The sequence below is a fragment of the Candidatus Sulfuricurvum sp. RIFRC-1 genome (assembly GCF_000310245.1).
Classification (GTDB): Bacteria; Campylobacterota; Campylobacteria; order Campylobacterales; family Sulfurimonadaceae; genus Sulfuricurvum.
In genome coordinates, this window is sequence record NC_020505.1 from 2,309,740 (window position 1) to 2,327,148 (window position 17,409).

Genomic DNA, 17,409 nt, shown 5'->3' on the forward strand with positions numbered 1-17,409 from the left:
TCTGATCTAGATCTGGTGGAGAATAGCGGGATCGAACCGCTGACCTCCTGCGTGCAAAGCAGGCGCTCTCCCAGCTGAGCTAATTCCCCAGATAAGTGATCGTGATTTTGAGAAAGAAGTATAAAGGTGAGGCAAAGCGTACTCTAGTACGTGAAGCCGAAAGCTTTATGCTTATGTCTTAAAATCTGGTGGGTTTGAATGGACTCGAACCATCGACCTCACCCTTATCAGGGGTGTGCTCTAACCAGCTGAGCTACAAACCCATATGTATTATGTCAAATAACATGGATCACTGAAAACTAAGTAGGTAAACGGTCAAGACAATACTTCTGTGAGATTTTTTAAGATGACGCAATCCAATGAAGGATTCGTCGTTACTCTTAGAAAGGAGGTGATCCAACCGCAGGTTCTCCTACGGTTACCTTGTTACGACTTCACCCCAGTCGCTAATTCCACCGTAAGCGGTAGCCAGTTTGGCATCCCGATTTCGGGTGAAATCAACTCCCATGGTGTGACGGGCGGTGAGTACAAGACCCGGGAACGTATTCACCGTAGCATAGCTGATCTACGATTACTAGTGATTCCAGCTTCATGTTCTCGAGTTGCAGAGAACAATCCGAACTGAGAGACGCTTTAAGAGATTGGCTCCACCTCGCGGTATTGCAGCTCTTTGTACGCCCCATTGTAGCACGTGTGTAGCCCTGGCCGTAAGGGCCATGATGACTTGACGTCGTCCTCACCTTCCTCCTCCTTACGAAGGCAGTCTCGTTAGAGTGCTCAGCCGAACTGTTAGCAACTAACGACGAGGGTTGCGCTCGTTGCGGGACTTAACCCAACATCTCACGACACGAGCTGACGACAGCCGTGCAGCACCTGTGTGTAGGTTCTAGCAAGCTAGCACCCCCTAATCTCTTAAGGGTTCCTACCATGTCAAGGCCAGGTAAGGTTCTTCGTGTATCTTCGAATTAAACCACATGCTCCACCACTTGTGCGGGTCCCCGTCTATTCCTTTGAGTTTTAATCTTGCGACCGTACTCCCCAGGCGGAATGCTTAATCTGTTAAGTGCATCACCGAAGAGACGAGCTCCCCGACGACTAGCATTCATCGTTTAGGGCGTGGACTACCAGGGTATCTAATCCTGTTTGCTCCCCACGCTTTCGTGCCTCAGCGTCAGTATCATCCCAGCAGATCGCCTTCGCTTTTGATATTCCTAGTGATATCTACGGATTTTACCCCTACACCACTAATTCCATCTGCCCCTTCTGAACTCTAGGCTCCCAGTTTCAAATGCAGTTCAATGGTTAAGCCATTGGATTTCACATCTGACTTAGAAGCCAGCCTACGCACCCTTTACGCCCAGTGATTCCGAGTAACGCTTGCACCCTCCGTATTACCGCGGCTGCTGGCACGGAGTTAGCCGGTGCTTATTCAAGAGGTACCGTCATTATCTTCCCTCTTAAAAGGAGTTTACACACCGAAATGCGTCATCCTCCACGCGGCGTTGCTGCATCAGAGTTTCCTCCATTGTGCAATATTCCTCACTGCTGCCTCCCGTAGGAGTCTGGACCGTGTCTCAGTTCCAGTGTGTCTGATCATCCTCTCAAACCAGATACCCGTCATAGCCTTGGTGAGCCATTACCTCACCAACTAGCTGATAGGACATAGACTGATCTCTTAGCGAAAAAACTTTCCCGACTTACCTTAAAGTAAGAAGGAGTATCCGGTATTAATCACCGTTTCCAGTGGCTATCCCGAACTAAGAGGTACATTATCTATGGTATACTCACCCGTGCGCCACTAATCAGGAGAGCAAGCTCTCCATCATCGTTCGACTTGCATGTGTTAGGCACGCCGCCAGCGTTCACTCTGAGCCAGGATCAAACTCTCCATAATTGGTTTGTCCAATCCTATGACCCAAGATGTTAAAATCATTGGCTTCATAAATTGTTATCTATTTTACTTTTTGGTGATTGGTTAACCCAATCAAAGTAAATAGACGGTTGTTGTATTGTGTTGACATAAGGTCAACGTCTCGAAGACACCGTCTCGAACCGTTTGACCTACTTAGTTTTCAATGATCGCAAACTCAAACTTAACCCTTCTTTTCGAAGCGTCTCATCGTTTGTGGACGGGAATTATAGGGGATTTAGTCTTAGATGTCAAGAGGTTTTCGAGCAAATAGGCAAAATATGTCAAAAAGTTTTTATTTTCTATTTTGAACCCTTAAAAATGTAACATTTCTACCCATTTTCTCCCTCTAAACTCCTCTATTTATCTTTATAATCAAATGAACGGTTAATCAAACTCTTGTATAATCACTTTTGTAAAATCCCTTATAAGGAAAAAGCTATGGCTTTATATGATCGCGAATACGCACGAGAAGGTGCTTTTGGTTACGAGAGCGCTCACCGCAGTGAGGCGCAGATCGTTTCGTTTGTTAAAGATACGTATAAACTGTTCGCCGCTTCAATGATGGCAGGCGCAGTCGGTGCATACGTTGGTGTTCCTCTAGCTGGAGCAATCGCTAATTATTTTTGGCCTTTGTTTGCTTTGGAAATCGGTTTCCTCATCGGTTTACATTTTGTCAAACATAAACCCGGTATTAATTTAGCGGTTATGTTTGGGTTTGTCTTTATGACCGGTTTGATGTTAGCACCATTATTGGCACGCACACTAGGGATGAATGGCGGAGCGACCATTATCGGTAATGCGTTTGCCATGACCTCTGTCGTTTTTGGTGCTATGAGTTTTTATGCTATCAAAACTACTAAAGACTTTACCAGTTACGGTAAACCGTTAATGATTGCAATGTTGGTGATTATTGGTTTTTCAATTTTAAATATCTTCCTTGGTAATCCAATCTTGCACGTTGCTATTTCAGGCGTGGTTGTAATACTGTTTAGCATCATGGTTATTTATGATACGCAGAACATTATGAATGGAAACTACGAGACTCCTATCGACGGTGCCCTTGCGTTGTATCTCGATTTTCTCAATATCTTTACCGCATTGCTCCAACTCTTCGGAATTTTCGGAAGCAATGACGAATAATCAACTTCCCCCGGAACTTCTCCGGGTGGTGGATGCCAATATAAACCGTCTCAAAGAGGGTATCCGTGTGATTGAGGATATAGCGCGCTATGTTCACAATGACAAGGAACTCTCCACTTCACTCAAAAATCTCCGCCATCAATGCCGGATCGAACCTCTCGAAGCACTCCTCGCCTCACGCGACAGCGTTAATGATGTCTTGCGTCCAACAATGCAAAGCGAAATGAACCGTACCGATCTACGATCCATACTAATAGCTAACTATAAAAGAGCTCAGGAATCTTCAAGGGTTTTAGAAGAGCTGTATAAGATAGTGGAACCTGCTTTGAGCGAGCGATTTAAGAATATCCGCTACGAACTCTATACATTAGAAAAGAAAAACCTTTTAGACCACAGTAACGGGTCTCGTTGAAACCTAAACGAATCGTCATTATCGGAGCAGGACCCGCCGGATTGATGGCAGCGGATGTTTTATCTGCAGCAGGGATAAGTGTCGATATTTACGAGGCGAAACCTTCTGTAGGTCGGAAATTCCTCATGGCGGGCAAGGGTGGGTTAAATATTACCCACAGCGAACCGATGGATGATTTTATCGGTCGCTATGATCAAAGCGATTGGCTGAAGCCTATGATTAGAGCATTTGATGCTACTATGATTAGAGGATGGATGGAGAGTTTGGGGGTCGATTCGTTCGTCGGGACATCGGGGAGAGTTTTCCCCACCGAGATGAAAGCCGCACCGCTGTTACGGCGGTGGCTCTCTTCGTTAAAAAAACGGGGCGTTCGTGTTCATTGTCGCCATTATTGGAAAGGCTTTAGTGATGAAGGCTCTTTAGTATTTGAGTGCCCGGAGGGTGAAGCAGTCGTAAAAGCCGATGCAACGATTTTAGCTTTGGGCGGCGGAAGCTGGGCCAGCTTAGGTTCGGATGGAGCATGGGTAAGCATTTTAGCGGCTCAAGGAATACCTATTAATCCGCTACTGCCCTCAAACTGTGGATTTAAATCAACATGGTCCCCCTTCTTGCAGCCCCATTTAGGGAAAGCGTTAAAAAATATCTCGGGATGGGTTAAAGGAGCCGAAGAGAGTATCAGTTCCTCCGAAGCTGTTTTAACAACCTACGGTATTGAGGGGGGATTGGTCTATGCGCTGTCGCGTCCATTACGCGAAGAAATGATGGCGCATGGCTCGGCAATCCTCTATTTAGACCTTTTGCCTCATATAAGTGAAGCTGCTTTGGTATCACGACTCACCTCATCTACAAAACAATCACTTGACAACACATGGCGCAAAGCGGGTTTGGAGGGGGTTAAAGCGGCACTCATTCGTGAAGGGTTAGCCAAAAATCGATGGTCTGACCCCCTCAGCGTTGCGGCATATGTAAAGAAATATCCCATTACCCTCATGGGAATGCAACCCATAGAGGAAGCCATTAGCACGGCAGGAGGGGTGATGCGTGAAGCACTGGACGAGGATCTTATGCTACACGCTCTTCCGAATATCTTTTGTGCAGGTGAAATGCTCGATTGGGATGCACCAACCGGTGGTTATCTCTTAACCGGATGTTTTGCCAGTGGAGTATTCGCGGCCAAAGGTGTTTTAAAAATGGTGGGTGGAGAAAAAATACGTTTCTGAATCAGTGACGACACTCATCCGATTAAGCATGTTCTTGTTGTTTTTGGTACTCATCGGATACGTGCAAAGTAGCACACGGCTCCAAAAGACCATACAGTTCCATCTCACGCCCACTTACGTGGCGGACAATCCCTCCTTCAGCATCGATAAATACGAAAATCTCATTTTTATGTTCATTTTTTTTGATATGGTGAGAAAAAATAACATACTCTGCCCGTGAGAGCTCAGGAATATGTTCTGCTAAGGTAATAAATTTTTCACACTCTTTGTCAATCTTTTTAATCTCTAAAAATTCCGACTGAATCGCTTCCGCCAAAACGCTTTGAAGCTTTGGAATAACATCTTTGAGATTATCATATTTTTCTATACCGTGCATTTGTATATCCTCCACTAATTATGAGGTTATAGTATAACGGATAAGACTAAAAAAAGATTAACTTTTTAAAATAAATAATACTTCAAATTCTAAATAATTAAGCGGATAAAATTCCATTAACTGCTTTGTTTGTGCATAGTTAAGAACGCGACGCCCACCACTCACTCCGCTTCGTTTGATATAGCGAAACATCTCCCGTACCGAATCAAACTCCAACGTTGTATGAAGTACTTCAAATCGTGCGTCCATATATTTTTCAGCCATAGCTATGACCTCATCGCTAGAGCGTAACAACGGAGTAACCCCCGCACATTCGTGAAGGGTTTTAAAGGTTCCTGAGGTGAAAATAGCCAGCGACATGGGGGTGTTGAGCGATGCTAGCGATTTTAACACCCTCTCCAGATCATCCGCCCACTGCAATGCTGAAGCGGAGTAAATATGCTCAAAGCACTCAGCACTTAACGTTTCAAATAATGCCGGATCGTTAAAATCGCCCAAGATCAACTCAACATTGGGTGATAAGGGGTGATGTTCTAACATCTGTGCGGAAAAATCGATGCCGACAAAATGTTCAACCTCCCAATCAATCAGCGAATAAAGGGTTCCGTTCCCGCATCCCAAATCCACTATCTGCTTTGGCTGATTAGGGGTGGAGGCAATCAGTTTTTTGGCAACGAGGCGTTGAATTACATTACGACTGCCATATTCTGCAGCGTAGCGGGAAAACTCATGACACGCACTACTCATCGACGATTAACCACCAAGGCAATGATAAAGATAACAAGAAGACATAAGACAATAGCGGCACCGCTGGGAAGTGAAAAAAGATACGAAGCACCGAGTCCGATCACCACCGAAATGAGGGCTATCGCGATAGAAAGGAGCGTGGTCGGATAAAAACCCATGCCGAAACGGATTGCGGCAACCGGAGGAATCACCATCAATGCGCCGATAAGAAGCGTCCCAACCACCCGAATCGATAGGGCGATAATCACGGCTATAACACTCACGAGCATAAAGTTTAGTAACGTCACACGGATACCCCCTGCACGGGCAACATCCTCATCAAAAGCGATAAAATAGAGTTCTTTGAAGAAAGTGAGCAGCAGTGCCATCGCCAAGGAGCCGAAAATCCCCATCACCCACAAATCCTGAGTGCTTACTGAGAGGATGGAGCCAAAAAGATAGCTAAAAAGGGAGGCATTAAACGATCCTGCCAGCGAGACAATAACAATGGCAAGGGCAAGTGAGCCTGATAGAAATATAGCAAGTATTGAATCCGAATACATCCCATGGACACTGCGCAGATATTCGATCATCCATGATGCAAGCAGTGATGCAACAACCGCTATCCACAACGGGCTCATCCCAAATAATAACCCTATTGCCACACCGACTAACGATACGTGTGCCAAAGTTTCGCTGAGCAATGAATAACGGCGAAGAACGATAAAAGAACCGCTGAGTGCCGCTAAAACCGCTATCATCAATCCCGCGATAAACGCCCGCTGCATAAAGGGGTAATTAAACATTTCCAACATTCGTTACCCCCTTCAATGATTATGACATACAACGTGTGCCGGTGTGCCGTAGAGTCGGCTCATCTCATCACATCGGATCATTTCAGCAGGATTTTTGGAAACGAGCAGTGTTTGGTTGACAAACAAGACACGGGTAATATCCTCGGCAATTACTCCGATATCGTGAGTAATAAAGAGGATAGACATTTTTTTGGTACGGTTAAGGGTACGGAGCAGTTCGTAGAAACGGTGCTGGGATTCAACATCAACCCCCGTATTGGGCTCATCAACAATCAATACATCCGGGTTAGAAGCAAGTGCGCGAGCGATCATCACTCGCTGGCGCTGACCGCCGGAGAGGTTACCGATCAGACGATCCGATAAATCCTGCACCCCCATCAACTCCATCGCCTCACTAATCGAGGCTTTATCTTCGTCCGATTCAAATCCCAAAATTCCCCTCACGGCGTATCGACCCATCCCGACCACTTCACGCACCGTTGCCGGAAAAGTGCTGTCCACCAGAGCGGAACGCTGAGGAACATAGCCGATACGGTTCCAGTCTCGGAAACGATTTTGAGCCATTCCGAAAAGTTTAATCGCACCAGATGTCGGTTTTTCGAGACCCAACAAAAGACGGACAAGGGTTGTTTTCCCTCCGCCGTTAGGGCCGATAATGGCACAATATTCCCCCGGCAGAATTTGAAATGTTGCCCCTTTGAGGACAAGATTGCCCTGTCTCTCAAAATTGAGGCTGTTCACTTCGAAAAGACTCGGGGAAAATTTCAACGGCACTCCATAGCTTCACGTAATTTTTTTAGGTTCTCTCGCATTATCGAGAGATACGTTTGATGCGATTTTAACTCATCTTGGCTAATATTTTCCAGCGGTTGGAGGGAGAGAGCCTTCGCCCCCGTTTCGCGTGCAATGGTTTGAGAGACGTTATCGTTGATCATCTCTTCAAAAAAGATCGTTTTCATCCCGTATTTTTTAACTACTTCGACCACATGGGCTACCGTCTGTGCGCTCGGCTGCTCATCACTGGACAATCCGATAACAGACACATTTTCCAATTTATTGGCATTTGCCAAATAACCGAATGCGTCGTGATTTGAGATAAGGGCACGATTTTTACACTCCGCCAAGCCTGTTGTGTATTCTAATTTGAGTTTTTGGAGTTCGGTAATATAGGCACGTGCATTGTGATGAAAATACTCCGCTTTGAGAGGGGCAAGTTTTGAGAATTGTGTATCCAATGTTTGGGTCATTTTGATCATATTGTCGATATCGAGCCAATAGTGAGGATCAGACGCTCCGTGATCATGAGTCTCTTCCCCCTCATGTTCTGCTTCATCGTGGTGATCTTCTTTGCTTTTCATCAAAGTCATATAGTGGCTCATGTCGATAACCTGCGTCGTTTCAGGGAGGGTGTTTATCAGATTTTCGGCCCATGTCTCAAATCCTGCACCGTTATAGATAAACAACGCCGCACCTGAAATCTCGGCAACCTGAGTCGGATTAGGAGAAAACATATGAGCATCGCTCCCCAATGGAACAATGGAACGGATATCAAGAGCATCACCGGCAACAGCATTGGCAACTTCGAACAGAGAGAAGGTACTGACAGAGACAACCGCTTTAACGTCGCCTGTACTCTCCTTTTTCTGAGGCTTTGGAGAAAAAAAACTCATCCCTATAACGATTGCAACAATAATACCGCCAAACACTATCAGTCGTTTTGTATCCATTAATTTGACTCTCATTTATAGTAATTTTTATTCACTCTCTTAAAGAAAATTGATCGCTAATCTAAAATTGCGTAAAGATAAAGTAATAGGCTACCGTTGAGACAACGATTGCAATGGCATAGGCTACTTTTTTCTTGTGGGGACATTTTTTGCACATAACCGTTTTCCTTTTTGTAAAAAGGGTATTTTAATCCTAATCGGTTTAAAAAAGAGCTTCATCACCCTCTAATCAACACTGTGCTATAATCGCGAACTTTTTTATTATTTAAGGATTAACATGACAGGTATTCTGCTCATCGTGCAAATCGTACTCGTAGTAATGATCACTATCGCCGTACTTTTGCAAAAAAGTTCCAGCATCGGCTTGGGAGCATACAGCGGTTCTAACGAATCAGTTTTCGGGGCTAAAGGACCGGGGAGCTTTTTGGCTAAAGTGACCTTTTTCCTCGGATTTGTTTTTGTGGTGAACACAATCGCATTGGGTTATTTCTACGCTCAACAAAAAAATGCTTCGGTTGTCGACGCTATGGTTGAGACGACTGAGGTTGCCGCACCTACGATCGATATCGTAAACGATACCAATATTACCAAATAAGACGAAGGGGAATTTCATGTTAAACGAAGTGTATCAATTTTGCGAAGAAAAAATGCAAGGAAGCTGTGAGCATCTTCTCAGCAACTTCCGCACACTCCGCACCGGACGTGTCACCACTAAAATCTTGGATAATGTTCGCGTTGACAACTACGGTTCGCTGACTCCTATCGATCAAGCCGCAAGTGTTCTTGCTACCGATGCTACGACTATTACGATCTCTCCGTGGGATAAATCGATGCTCTCAGTAATCGAAAAAGCGATCATGAAAGCCGATATCGGAGTCAATCCGAACAATAACGGAACCGATATCAAACTTTTCTTCCCTGCGATGACCGTAGATCAGCGTCACGATACCGCGAAAAAAGCACGTGGAATGGCGGAAGATGCAAAAGTTGCCGTACGTAATGACCGCAAAAAAGCAAACGATAAAATCAAAGTACTCGAAAAAGACAAACTGGTAACCGCCGATGAGTCCAAAGGGGCTCAGGATAAAGTCCAAAAGATCACCGATAAATTTATCGCCAAAATCGAAGAATTGCTCAAAAGTAAAGAGCAAGACATCTTGACGGTATAACCCTAATGGATATCAAACAAATCTATCTCGATGCAAGCGCAATGCTTGAAGGGCATTTTAAACTCAGCTCGGGCAATCACTCTGCGTATTACCTCCAATCGGCAAAAGTGTTGGAGCAACCTCGCACCGCAAAGCTTCTCGCGGATGCGCTAGCCGCTAATATTCAAAAAAATGGGATCGAAATTGATACCGTTTGTGCTCCGGCACTCGGTGGACTCATCGCAGGATTTGCCCTCGCGACAGCACTCGATAAACGTTCGATTTTTGCAGAGCGTGTCAATGGTGAAATGCAGATTCGTCGCGGTTTTGAAATCACTCCGGGTGAGAAAGTCCTCATCTGTGAAGACATCATCACCACCGGCGGGTCTGCTATGGAAGCGGCAAAGGCTATCGAAGCCCTCGGCGGTGTCGTGGTAGGTTTCGCAGCCCTCGCTAACCGTGGGTTTTGCAAACGTGACGGAAGCGCCTTGGATCGTAAAACCAACTGTGCTTTACCTGCGGATAAACCTCTTTTCGCCCTCGCTGATTTCGATTTTGAGATGTATGCACCGGAAAATTGCCCATTGTGTGCGGATGGTTCAGACGCGATCAAGCCCGGTTCTCGAGGAAATTAACATTATGTACGCAAGCGTGCATGGGGGCTCTCTGCCGAAGAGAACTCAGCGTTAGCGTAGCCACGTGGGCTTTGCTCGCGTGGCGTATCCAAGGAAAAAAATGAACAATACCGATAATTTCAAAGTCGATATGGAGCACCTCCAAAAGGTACAGCGAACTCTTCGTAAAGCGGGAAATATTTTCCCCAATGAAAAAGAGTTGGTTGCGACTTTGGAAGATTTAATTATCAAAGCCCAAGACGACACCTCTCTTAACACCTACTACCATATGGCACAGTATCTCAAACAACGCCTAAAAGAACTCAAAAGCCAACTCGATCAGCCTCTCGAAGCGGTCGATACTGCAATAGAAGATTTAGAGTGGTCGATACGCTATCTTCAATGGCTCGTCACTGAACAAAAACCTTAAAGATCGCAATAAAGCGCTTCGCTGACCAAGCGTGCCGCCACTTCTCTCTTTCCATCGATCGTGATGGAGATGGGAAGTCCTCGAAGGGCACGCTTTTCTTCTAAACTGATCACTTTAACTACCAGTTTCACATTCGGCGCATAACGGATAATCGTTTCACAAATAAGTCTCTTTTTGTCCAAATTATCGAGTGTGACGATAACACTTACCGACTCTTTGGTACACAATTTATCCAAAATAGCGCTTTTAGACATATCCCCAAAATAGACCTCTTGCCCATCACGAAGCGCCTCTTCGACGTGTTTATAGCTGTTGTCGGCAACAACGTAATCGACCCCCTCGGCCTTCAATGCTTTAGCCACGAATTTTCCCACAACCCCGTAGCCGCAGACGATAACATGATTTTTACGTCCGGGCAACATGGCAAACGTTTCGGTAACGCTGATATCTTTGAAAAAATAGCTGCTGATCTTCGACAAATTTGCCAAAATTATAGGGGTAGCTACAATCGATAAGACAATGACCAATACCAAAATCTGAGAAAGTTCATCGGGAATAAGCTTGTTATTCCCCGCAAGTGCAAAAATTGCAAAGGAGAACTCTCCGACCTGCGAAAGGGCAATAGCGGTTTTAAATGCGATTTTGGCTTGGGAATAGATACGGATAACTCCATAAATAATTATCGCCTTAACGATCAAAACCCCCAAGAGGATTATCATAATCTCAGATAAATGGGTTACAAACAGTGCCAAATCGATCTTCATCCCGACCGTAACAAAAAAGGTTCCGAGCAATAAATCTTTAAACGGTGCGATATCGGATTCAACTTTATGGTGATAACGGGTTTCAGCAATAATCATCCCCGCGACAAATGCCCCAAGAGAGTAGGTAAATCCGGCATACGAAGCTAACAGGGAAGAAGCCACAACAATAACCAAAACCGAACCCATAAACAGTTCGTCCACTTCACTCGAAGAGGAGAAATGGAGCAACCATGTCATCATTCTCTTGCCTACGATAAACAACAATCCTACAATGACCAACGCACTAATCGCCGTTTGAAGTAATACATCACTGATATCTTTACCGTTTGAGCTTAAAAATCCGATCAAAATTAAGATCGGGATAACGGCAATATCTTGAAAAATCAAAATCCCGGTCGACTTTTGGCCATAGGGACGGGCAATCTCTTTGGTCGATTTGAGATAACTCAAAACGACTGCGGTCGAAGAGAGCGACAATGCCATCGAAATAATCAATGCCGTTTCTAATGAAATTCCGAATACTCCGTACGCAAAAGAAAAAAAGATGCCCGCAGAGAGAAGAACTTGAAGCGAACCGTTAAAAAAGACATCGGTTTTCATCGTTGAAAGGCGTTGCAACGACACTTCCAGTCCGATCGTAAACATCAAAAAAACCACACCGAATTCGGCAATCATCTCTAAGGTATGCGAATCGGCCATGTGACGTAAATCGAATCCGTACGCAACCGTCACACCGGTCAAAATGTAACCGATAATCGGCGAAATTCCAAATCGCTTGAGGACAAGATTGACAACAATCGACATTCCCAAAGCTATTGTGATGTAATAAAGTACCGATTCCACTAATTTCCAATTTGTCAAACATTTTTATAAGTCTTAAAAGTATATAATACGTTCCTTAAGAAGAGCGGCAATTTGTCGACGTTTTGGATCACTACGACCCATTTAACCCCATCGTAAAAACGCTAATAGCTAAGGAATGATTCAATGACCAAATATATTTTTGTAACCGGCGGTGTACTCAGTTCACTCGGAAAAGGGATTACGGCAGCCAGTATCGGAGCGTTACTCAAACACTCCGGCAAACAAGTCGGAATGCTCAAAATCGATCCGTATATCAACGTTGACCCGGGAACCATGAGCCCACTGGAACACGGTGAAGTATTCGTAACCCAAGATGGTGCCGAAACGGATTTGGACATTGGAAACTACGAACGTTTTCTCGACGCATCTTTTTTACGCACCAGCAACTTCACGACGGGTCAAGTCTACAGCTCGGTTATCGAACGTGAGCGCAGCGGCGGGTATTTGGGGCAGACGATTCAGGTTGTTCCTCATATCGTCGGAGAAATTGTTGATCGTATTAAAAAAGCCGGTGAGGGACATGAGATTCTTGTTGTTGAGCTCGGCGGTACCGTCGGAGACATCGAGGGATTGCCGTTTATGGAAGCGATTCGCACCATGAAACACGATGACGAGGTAGAAGGGACATTTTTCATCCATGTTACCCTCATCCCGTTCATCAAAGCGGCTGGTGAGCACAAAAGCAAACCGACCCAGCACTCAGTGCAGGAGCTTCGTCGTATCGGAATCACCCCACAGATGATTATCGCCCGTAGTGAAGAAAAACTCCCAAGAACCTTTAAAAAGAAACTTGCCCTCGCCTGTGACGTCAGCTCGGACAGTATCATCGAAGCAATGGATGAGCAAACCATTTATGCAGTACCATTGAGCTTTTTACAACAAAATATCCTTGCCCCGATCGCTAAAGAGCTCAGTCTTGGAGAACTTAAACCCGATATGGAACAGTGGGATTCATTGGTCAAAAAGATTGTCTCTCCAAAACACCATGTTACCATCGGATTTGTCGGTAAATATCTGGAACTCAAAGAGTCGTATAAATCGCTCATCGAAGCGCTTATCCATTCGGGAGCGCATCTCGATACCCGCGTAGCGATCAACTGGATTGACAGTGAAAAAATCGAAACGCAAGGGGCAGAAGCACTGTTACGCGACTGTGATTCGGTTCTCGTTGCCGGCGGTTTCGGTAACCGTGGAGTTGAAGGGAAAATCGAAGCGATTCGCTACGCCCGTGAAAATAAAATCCCGTATTTGGGAATCTGTTTGGGAATGCAGCTCTCCATCGTCGAATACGCACGCAATGTTTTAGGCTATGCTGATGCCAATTCCATCGAGTTTAACCCGAAAACGACCCATCCAATGATTTATCTAATCGATAATTTCATCGACCAATCAGGTGAAACTCAGCTTCGAACCCACCACTCGCCGATGGGAGGAACACTCCGTCTGGGCGAATACCCGTGTGAAACGAAAGAGGGGTCAAACCTTCGTACTGCCTATAACAACGAAGCACTGATTTATGAGCGTCACCGTCACCGTTACGAAGCCAATCCGACCTATCGTGCAGCACTCGAAGCGGCGGGAATGGTCGTTACCGGTGAATCACATGGTTTGATCGAAGCGGTTGAGATTCCAAATCATCCATGGTTTTTGGGGGTACAATTTCATCCTGAATTCACCTCTCGTCTCCAAAGTCCGAATGCTTCCATCCTCGGATTTGTGAAAGCAACATTCGCGCATGTCAACCCTGCCTGAAGTACCCCTTCTCGATCATACCTCTCTAGGGAGTTTTTTAGCGCACCGTTTTGAGGCGCAAAGCGAGAAACTCTCCGATATACCCCACCCCAATAATCTCAAAGATGCCAAAAAAGGTGCCGAGCGTTTAGCTCGTGCTATCCGTAACAATGAACGTATCGCTCTGGTCGGCGATTACGATGTGGATGGCGTCACCTCGACCGCAATCGTCAAACGTTTTTTCGACCTCATCCCCTACCCTCTAATTACTACCATACCGAACCGATTTAGTGATGGGTATGGGGTCTCTAAAAATGTACTCGAGCGTCTCGATGCGGATGTCATCTTTACCGTCGACAACGGGATCAATGCCATAGAAGCCGCAGAAGTGTGCAGGTTACGGGGAATCGATCTGATCATTACCGATCATCACACCCCTGGTGACATCCTCCCGGACGCTTATGCCATTATCAACCCGAAACAGCCCGATTGTCCCTATCCGTTTAAAGAGATATGCGGTGCGCAAGTGGGTTGGCTGCTCATGGGGCTAGTGAAACAAGAACTAAACCTCACCATCGATATGCGTCAGTTTTTTCCCTTTCTCGCTCTCGCAATTATCGCCGATGTCATGCCGCTCATAGGGATTAATCGTGCTATTGTCAAGACAGGGTTAGAGATGATGCAAACGTCATCCCTCTCTCCGTTTCTCCTTATACGTGATTTTCTAAACCGCTCCAATGTCTCCTCTGAAGATATCGCATTTCAAATCGCTCCGCGTATCAACTCGGCAGGACGGCTCGAAGATGCTTCGATCGCTTTGGATTTTCTCTTGGCCGACACCAGCGAGAGGGCATACCATCAGTTCGAACTTCTCAGCGCCCTCAATACCTTGCGCAAAGAGACCGAAGCGCAAAATACCGCCGAAGCAATGGTACACGTAAACCGTGATGATTCAATCATAGTCGTAGTCGGTGAGCACTGGAATGAAGGGGTCGTCGGGATCGTGGCATCACGCCTCGTCAACCATTTTCAAAAACCTGCCATTGTCCTCAGTATTCACAACGGTATTGCCAAAGGCTCCGGTCGGAGCATCGGTAATGTCGATCTCTATACCCTCATCAAATCCCAAGAGAAACATCTGCAAAAATTCGGCGGTCACAAAATGGCGGCAGGACTTTCGATGAGCAGTGATACGGTAAGCGCATTTCGTCTTGGAATCAATGAAGCGGCAAAAAGTGTTAATCCTTCTGATTTCATTCCCCACAATGAGATCGTCGGTGAGCTGGAACATGAGATGATCAATTTTCAGCTTTTAGAGCTGTTGGAGCGATTCGAACCCTACGGTGAGGGAAATCCCCGCCCGAGGTTTCTGATCCGTGAGGCCGATGTTGTAACCGTAAAACTGTTCGGTAGCGACCAATCGCACAGCCGTATCGAACTCCGCCCCTCTGCTGTGAGTCCAAAAACACTCGAACTGATCGCATTTCGGCGAACACTCGAATGCCCCGAAAATAAAAAAATGTCGTGCAGCTATACAGTAAATAAAAATGAATGGAACGGACGTGTCTCCCTCCAACTGATGGTGGAGAGAGTCTTTTGATCACGCGTATCCTTTTCCTCGCTTTTTTGCTCATCGGATGCAACAGCACTAATACCACTCTCCCCTATCCGCTCACCATCAGTGAAGAGGGTCTCGGTGCGATCCATCCCGATACCCCATTCGAGCAAATCAGTACTTCTTTGCACGGTTTTGAGTTTGAAAAACTGAGTCGAATTTCCCCTCAGTACCCCGAGATCATCTACCAAATGAAACGGGGGGATGGACTCATCGCCCAAATCGTGTCCGATGCTTCGGGTAAGAAAATCGCCGCAATCCATATCCTCAACCCGCAGGTTAAAAACAAACGGAACCTCGGACTGGGTGATTCATTGCCTCAAGCTAAAACATTGACATGCCCTAATGCCCTTTGTTCTTACGATAATGAGCCCTCAGTACACTACCGGATCGATCCAAAAACACGAACCATTCTCGAAATAACCTTTCAAAAGCTATAATACGTCATGGACACTTTTTTTATTGAATTTCGCGATCCCCTTTTTGGTGTTGTCGTTTTTTTTATCCTCCTCTTTATTCTCTCGTTTTTGAGCTACTGGTGGGGACGATACAAAACATCCCGAGAGCATCGTGATCTCGAATCATTTTTAGGAAAATTCGAATCGCTTGAAGAAGAGGCAAAACTCTCTGAGCAAGTGCAGAGCAACTCCCTCACCAGCGAATCATGGCTTTTACTGGCACAAAGCTTTGAGCATCAAGGGAACTATGAAAAGAGCGTTGAAATCTATCACGCCCTCCTCTCAAAAAATCGTGATCCCATCTTTCAAAAAGACGCTTTATTACTGTTAGGAAAAAGTTTTTTCAAAGCAGGATTTTTAGAACGTTCCCGTCAGAGTTTTCTCCAAATTCTAAGCAATGCACCCAGAACACCCCAAGCACTCCATTTTTTAGTCCTCATCTATGAACAACTTCAGCAATACGATAAAGCGCTAGAAGTCATGGAGTCCCTACAAGAACTCTCACCCGAAACGATCAATGAAAAATTCTATTTGGAATGCAAACTTCTCATTAGCGATCACCGTATCAGTATCGATGAAAAAGCGCACCGGTTGATTGCATTTTACGAAACCCATCACTGTTTAGGGTATATGGTGTATGAATGGCTTTTTACGTATCGTCCGCTTTTGGCGTGGAAACATTTCGATCAATCCCTCAGCGAACGGCTCAGCGATGTATTGTGGCGTGTAGGGGATGAAAATCTCGATTTGGATATAATTGCAAGCAACACCTATCTGCGTGAGCTTTTCAGTGCAAAAAGCTCAGTAGAGCTGGCAGAGGGAAGCTCGATTTTCGAGCTTGACACCCTGATCGCATTACGCCGCTGCGGTGCAGGCAAAGCAACACTGGAATTTGAATATACGTGTGATGCGTGTAACCAAATCTCGTTTTTACCGTTTCACCGCTGTCCTCACTGTCATGCGATTGATACCGTACAAAACATAATGAATCTCTCAAAGGAACGGTTTGAAGAAAATAACTCTCTTCAGTGATGGCTCGGCATTGGGTAATCCCGGACCGGGGGGATTTGGAGCGATTCTGCGCTACGGCGATAAAGAACGGATTATTAGCGGCGGGGAAGAGCATACGACGAATAATCGGATGGAACTCCTCGGGGTGATAGAAGGTCTTCGTGCGATCAAAGAACCGTGCGACGTCACCGTAATCTCCGATTCGAGCTATGTGATCCGAGGGATTAACGAGTGGCTGGAGGGGTGGGTCAAACGGAACTTTGCCAAAGTCAAAAACCCCGACCTCTGGCAAGAATATATCAAAGTCTCTAGAGGCCACCGTATCAACGGCGTATGGGTTCGAGGACATAACGGTCATCCCGAAAATGAGCAATGTGACCAAATCGCCCGCGAAGAGGCGGAAAAGTATAAAAACGCTTTAAAATAGAAGTACGCAAGCGTGCGTA

General features: G+C 45.6%; 18 protein-coding genes, 2 tRNA genes and 1 rRNA gene. 12 read left to right on the forward strand and 9 right to left on the reverse strand.

Features of this window, described 5'->3' with window-relative positions; all coding sequences use genetic code 11:
* Window positions 1–13: 13 nt before the first annotated feature.
* The 3 genes from B649_RS11740 to B649_RS11750 all read right to left on the reverse strand — a co-directional run bounded on the left by B649_RS11740 (window position 14) and on the right by B649_RS11750 (window position 1,894).
* A tRNA-Ala gene (locus B649_RS11740) sits at window positions 14–89 on the reverse strand.
* A gap of 97 nt (window positions 90–186) precedes the next feature.
* Window positions 187–263: transfer RNA gene (locus B649_RS11745), tRNA-Ile, on the reverse strand.
* 121 nt (window positions 264–384) lie between these two features.
* A 16S ribosomal RNA gene (locus B649_RS11750) occupies window positions 385–1,894 on the reverse strand.
* A gap of 456 nt (window positions 1,895–2,350) precedes the next feature.
* Between B649_RS11750 and B649_RS11755 the strand changes: the two genes are divergently transcribed.
* Genes B649_RS11755 through B649_RS11765 form a run of 3 tightly spaced genes read left to right on the forward strand, consistent with a single transcriptional unit; the run spans window position 2,351 to window position 4,684 of the window.
* A complete protein-coding gene (locus tag B649_RS11755; RefSeq protein WP_015654740.1) occupies window positions 2,351–3,052 on the forward strand; it encodes a Bax inhibitor-1/YccA family protein in 702 nt (233 codons plus the stop codon).
* A complete protein-coding gene (locus tag B649_RS11760) occupies window positions 3,042–3,464 on the forward strand; it encodes a hypothetical protein (protein WP_015654741.1) in 423 nt (140 codons plus the stop codon). The genes B649_RS11755 and B649_RS11760 overlap by 11 nt, the downstream gene beginning before the upstream one ends.
* Entirely contained in the window at window positions 3,461–4,684 is a 1,224-nt protein-coding gene (locus B649_RS11765; protein ID WP_015654742.1) for a TIGR03862 family flavoprotein, read from the forward strand. Before B649_RS11760 ends, B649_RS11765 begins: the two co-directional genes overlap by 4 nt.
* Before the next feature lie 22 nt (window positions 4,685–4,706).
* Here the strand turns inward: B649_RS11765 and B649_RS11770 are convergent, their stop codons facing one another.
* Genes B649_RS11770 through B649_RS11790 form a run of 5 tightly spaced genes read right to left on the reverse strand, consistent with a single transcriptional unit; the run spans window position 4,707 to window position 8,328 of the window.
* On the reverse strand, window positions 4,707–5,060 hold the full coding sequence (locus tag B649_RS11770; RefSeq protein ID WP_015654743.1) for a hypothetical protein: 354 nt from the start codon (window positions 5,058–5,060) through the stop codon (window positions 4,707–4,709).
* Window positions 5,061–5,117: 57 nt separating this feature from the next.
* Window positions 5,118–5,807, reverse strand: coding sequence for a methyltransferase domain-containing protein (locus tag B649_RS11775; RefSeq protein WP_015654744.1), 690 nt, complete (start codon window positions 5,805–5,807; stop codon window positions 5,118–5,120).
* Window positions 5,804–6,601 (reverse strand): metal ABC transporter permease, encoded by a 798-nt coding sequence (locus B649_RS11780; protein ID WP_015654745.1) that lies wholly within the window; start codon window positions 6,599–6,601, stop codon window positions 5,804–5,806. The genes B649_RS11775 and B649_RS11780 overlap by 4 nt, the downstream gene beginning before the upstream one ends.
* Window positions 6,602–6,613: 12 nt before the next feature.
* Window positions 6,614–7,375 carry a metal ABC transporter ATP-binding protein gene (locus B649_RS11785; protein WP_291750907.1) on the reverse strand — a complete coding sequence of 254 codons (762 nt, stop codon included), beginning with the start codon at window positions 7,373–7,375 and terminating at the stop codon, window positions 6,614–6,616.
* Entirely contained in the window at window positions 7,366–8,328 is a 963-nt protein-coding gene (locus B649_RS11790) for a zinc ABC transporter substrate-binding protein (protein WP_015654747.1), read from the reverse strand. Before B649_RS11790 ends, B649_RS11785 begins: the two co-directional genes overlap by 10 nt.
* A gap of 277 nt (window positions 8,329–8,605) precedes the next feature.
* On the opposite strand from B649_RS11790, the gene secG reads away from it, so the two are divergent.
* From secG to B649_RS11810, 4 genes are all read left to right on the forward strand, one after another.
* A complete protein-coding gene (secG, locus tag B649_RS11795) occupies window positions 8,606–8,923 on the forward strand; it encodes a preprotein translocase subunit SecG (protein ID WP_015654748.1) in 318 nt (105 codons plus the stop codon).
* Window positions 8,924–8,939: 16 nt separating this feature from the next.
* Entirely contained in the window at window positions 8,940–9,497 is a 558-nt protein-coding gene (gene frr, locus B649_RS11800) for a ribosome recycling factor (protein WP_015654749.1), read from the forward strand.
* 5 nt (window positions 9,498–9,502) lie between these two features.
* Window positions 9,503–10,111, forward strand: a complete 609-nt coding sequence (pyrE, locus tag B649_RS11805; RefSeq protein ID WP_015654750.1) for an orotate phosphoribosyltransferase — start codon at window positions 9,503–9,505, stop codon at window positions 10,109–10,111.
* Between the two features lie 100 nt (window positions 10,112–10,211).
* Window positions 10,212–10,520: a hypothetical protein gene (locus B649_RS11810; RefSeq protein WP_015654751.1), complete on the forward strand. Its 309-nt coding sequence runs from the start codon at window positions 10,212–10,214 to the stop codon at window positions 10,518–10,520.
* Here B649_RS11810 and B649_RS11815 read toward each other — a convergent pair.
* Window positions 10,517–12,145, reverse strand: coding sequence for a cation:proton antiporter (locus tag B649_RS11815; protein ID WP_291750908.1), 1,629 nt, complete (start codon window positions 12,143–12,145; stop codon window positions 10,517–10,519). The two genes, B649_RS11810 and B649_RS11815, sit on opposite strands and share 4 nt — an antisense overlap.
* A gap of 126 nt (window positions 12,146–12,271) precedes the next feature.
* On the opposite strand from B649_RS11815, the gene B649_RS11820 reads away from it, so the two are divergent.
* Genes B649_RS11820 through rnhA form a run of 5 tightly spaced genes read left to right on the forward strand, consistent with a single transcriptional unit; the run spans window position 12,272 to window position 17,390 of the window.
* On the forward strand, window positions 12,272–13,900 hold the full coding sequence (locus B649_RS11820) for a CTP synthase (protein WP_015654753.1): 1,629 nt from the start codon (window positions 12,272–12,274) through the stop codon (window positions 13,898–13,900).
* The gene (gene recJ, locus B649_RS11825; protein WP_015654754.1) at window positions 13,884–15,479 is read left to right on the forward strand and encodes a single-stranded-DNA-specific exonuclease RecJ; all 1,596 of its coding nucleotides are present in this window, start codon (window positions 13,884–13,886) and stop codon (window positions 15,477–15,479) included. Before B649_RS11820 ends, recJ begins: the two co-directional genes overlap by 17 nt.
* Window positions 15,476–15,934 (forward strand): hypothetical protein, encoded by a 459-nt coding sequence (locus B649_RS11830; RefSeq protein ID WP_015654755.1) that lies wholly within the window; start codon window positions 15,476–15,478, stop codon window positions 15,932–15,934. The genes recJ and B649_RS11830 overlap by 4 nt, the downstream gene beginning before the upstream one ends.
* Window positions 15,935–15,940: 6 nt before the next feature.
* Entirely contained in the window at window positions 15,941–16,984 is a 1,044-nt protein-coding gene (locus B649_RS11835) for a tetratricopeptide repeat protein (RefSeq protein WP_015654756.1), read from the forward strand.
* Window positions 16,959–17,390 carry a ribonuclease HI gene (gene rnhA / locus B649_RS11840; RefSeq protein WP_015654757.1) on the forward strand — a complete coding sequence of 144 codons (432 nt, stop codon included), beginning with the start codon at window positions 16,959–16,961 and terminating at the stop codon, window positions 17,388–17,390. The genes B649_RS11835 and rnhA overlap by 26 nt, the downstream gene beginning before the upstream one ends.
* Window positions 17,391–17,409 lie beyond the last annotated feature (19 nt).

Bases quoted from the DNA above. Each gene is read 5' to 3' on its own strand.
- secG (WP_015654748.1), top strand. From the start codon at position 8,606: ATGACAGGTATTCTGCTCATCGTGCAAATCGTACTCGTAGTAATGATC.
- pyrE (WP_015654750.1), top strand. From the start codon at position 9,503: ATGGATATCAAACAAATCTATCTCGATGCAAGCGCAATGCTTGAAGGG.
- B649_RS11790 (WP_015654747.1), bottom strand. From the start codon at position 8,328: ATGGATACAAAACGACTGATAGTGTTTGGCGGTATTATTGTTGCAATC.
- B649_RS11775 (WP_015654744.1), bottom strand. From the start codon at position 5,807: ATGAGTAGTGCGTGTCATGAGTTTTCCCGCTACGCTGCAGAATATGGC.
- B649_RS11780 (WP_015654745.1), bottom strand. From the start codon at position 6,601: ATGTTGGAAATGTTTAATTACCCCTTTATGCAGCGGGCGTTTATCGCG.
- recJ (WP_015654754.1), top strand. From the start codon at position 13,884: ATGTCAACCCTGCCTGAAGTACCCCTTCTCGATCATACCTCTCTAGGG.
- B649_RS11760 (WP_015654741.1), top strand. From the start codon at position 3,042: ATGACGAATAATCAACTTCCCCCGGAACTTCTCCGGGTGGTGGATGCC.
- frr (WP_015654749.1), top strand. From the start codon at position 8,940: ATGTTAAACGAAGTGTATCAATTTTGCGAAGAAAAAATGCAAGGAAGC.
- B649_RS11770 (WP_015654743.1), bottom strand. From the start codon at position 5,060: ATGCACGGTATAGAAAAATATGATAATCTCAAAGATGTTATTCCAAAG.
- B649_RS11810 (WP_015654751.1), top strand. From the start codon at position 10,212: ATGAACAATACCGATAATTTCAAAGTCGATATGGAGCACCTCCAAAAG.
- B649_RS11755 (WP_015654740.1), top strand. From the start codon at position 2,351: ATGGCTTTATATGATCGCGAATACGCACGAGAAGGTGCTTTTGGTTAC.
- B649_RS11820 (WP_015654753.1), top strand. From the start codon at position 12,272: ATGACCAAATATATTTTTGTAACCGGCGGTGTACTCAGTTCACTCGGA.
- B649_RS11835 (WP_015654756.1), top strand. From the start codon at position 15,941: ATGGACACTTTTTTTATTGAATTTCGCGATCCCCTTTTTGGTGTTGTC.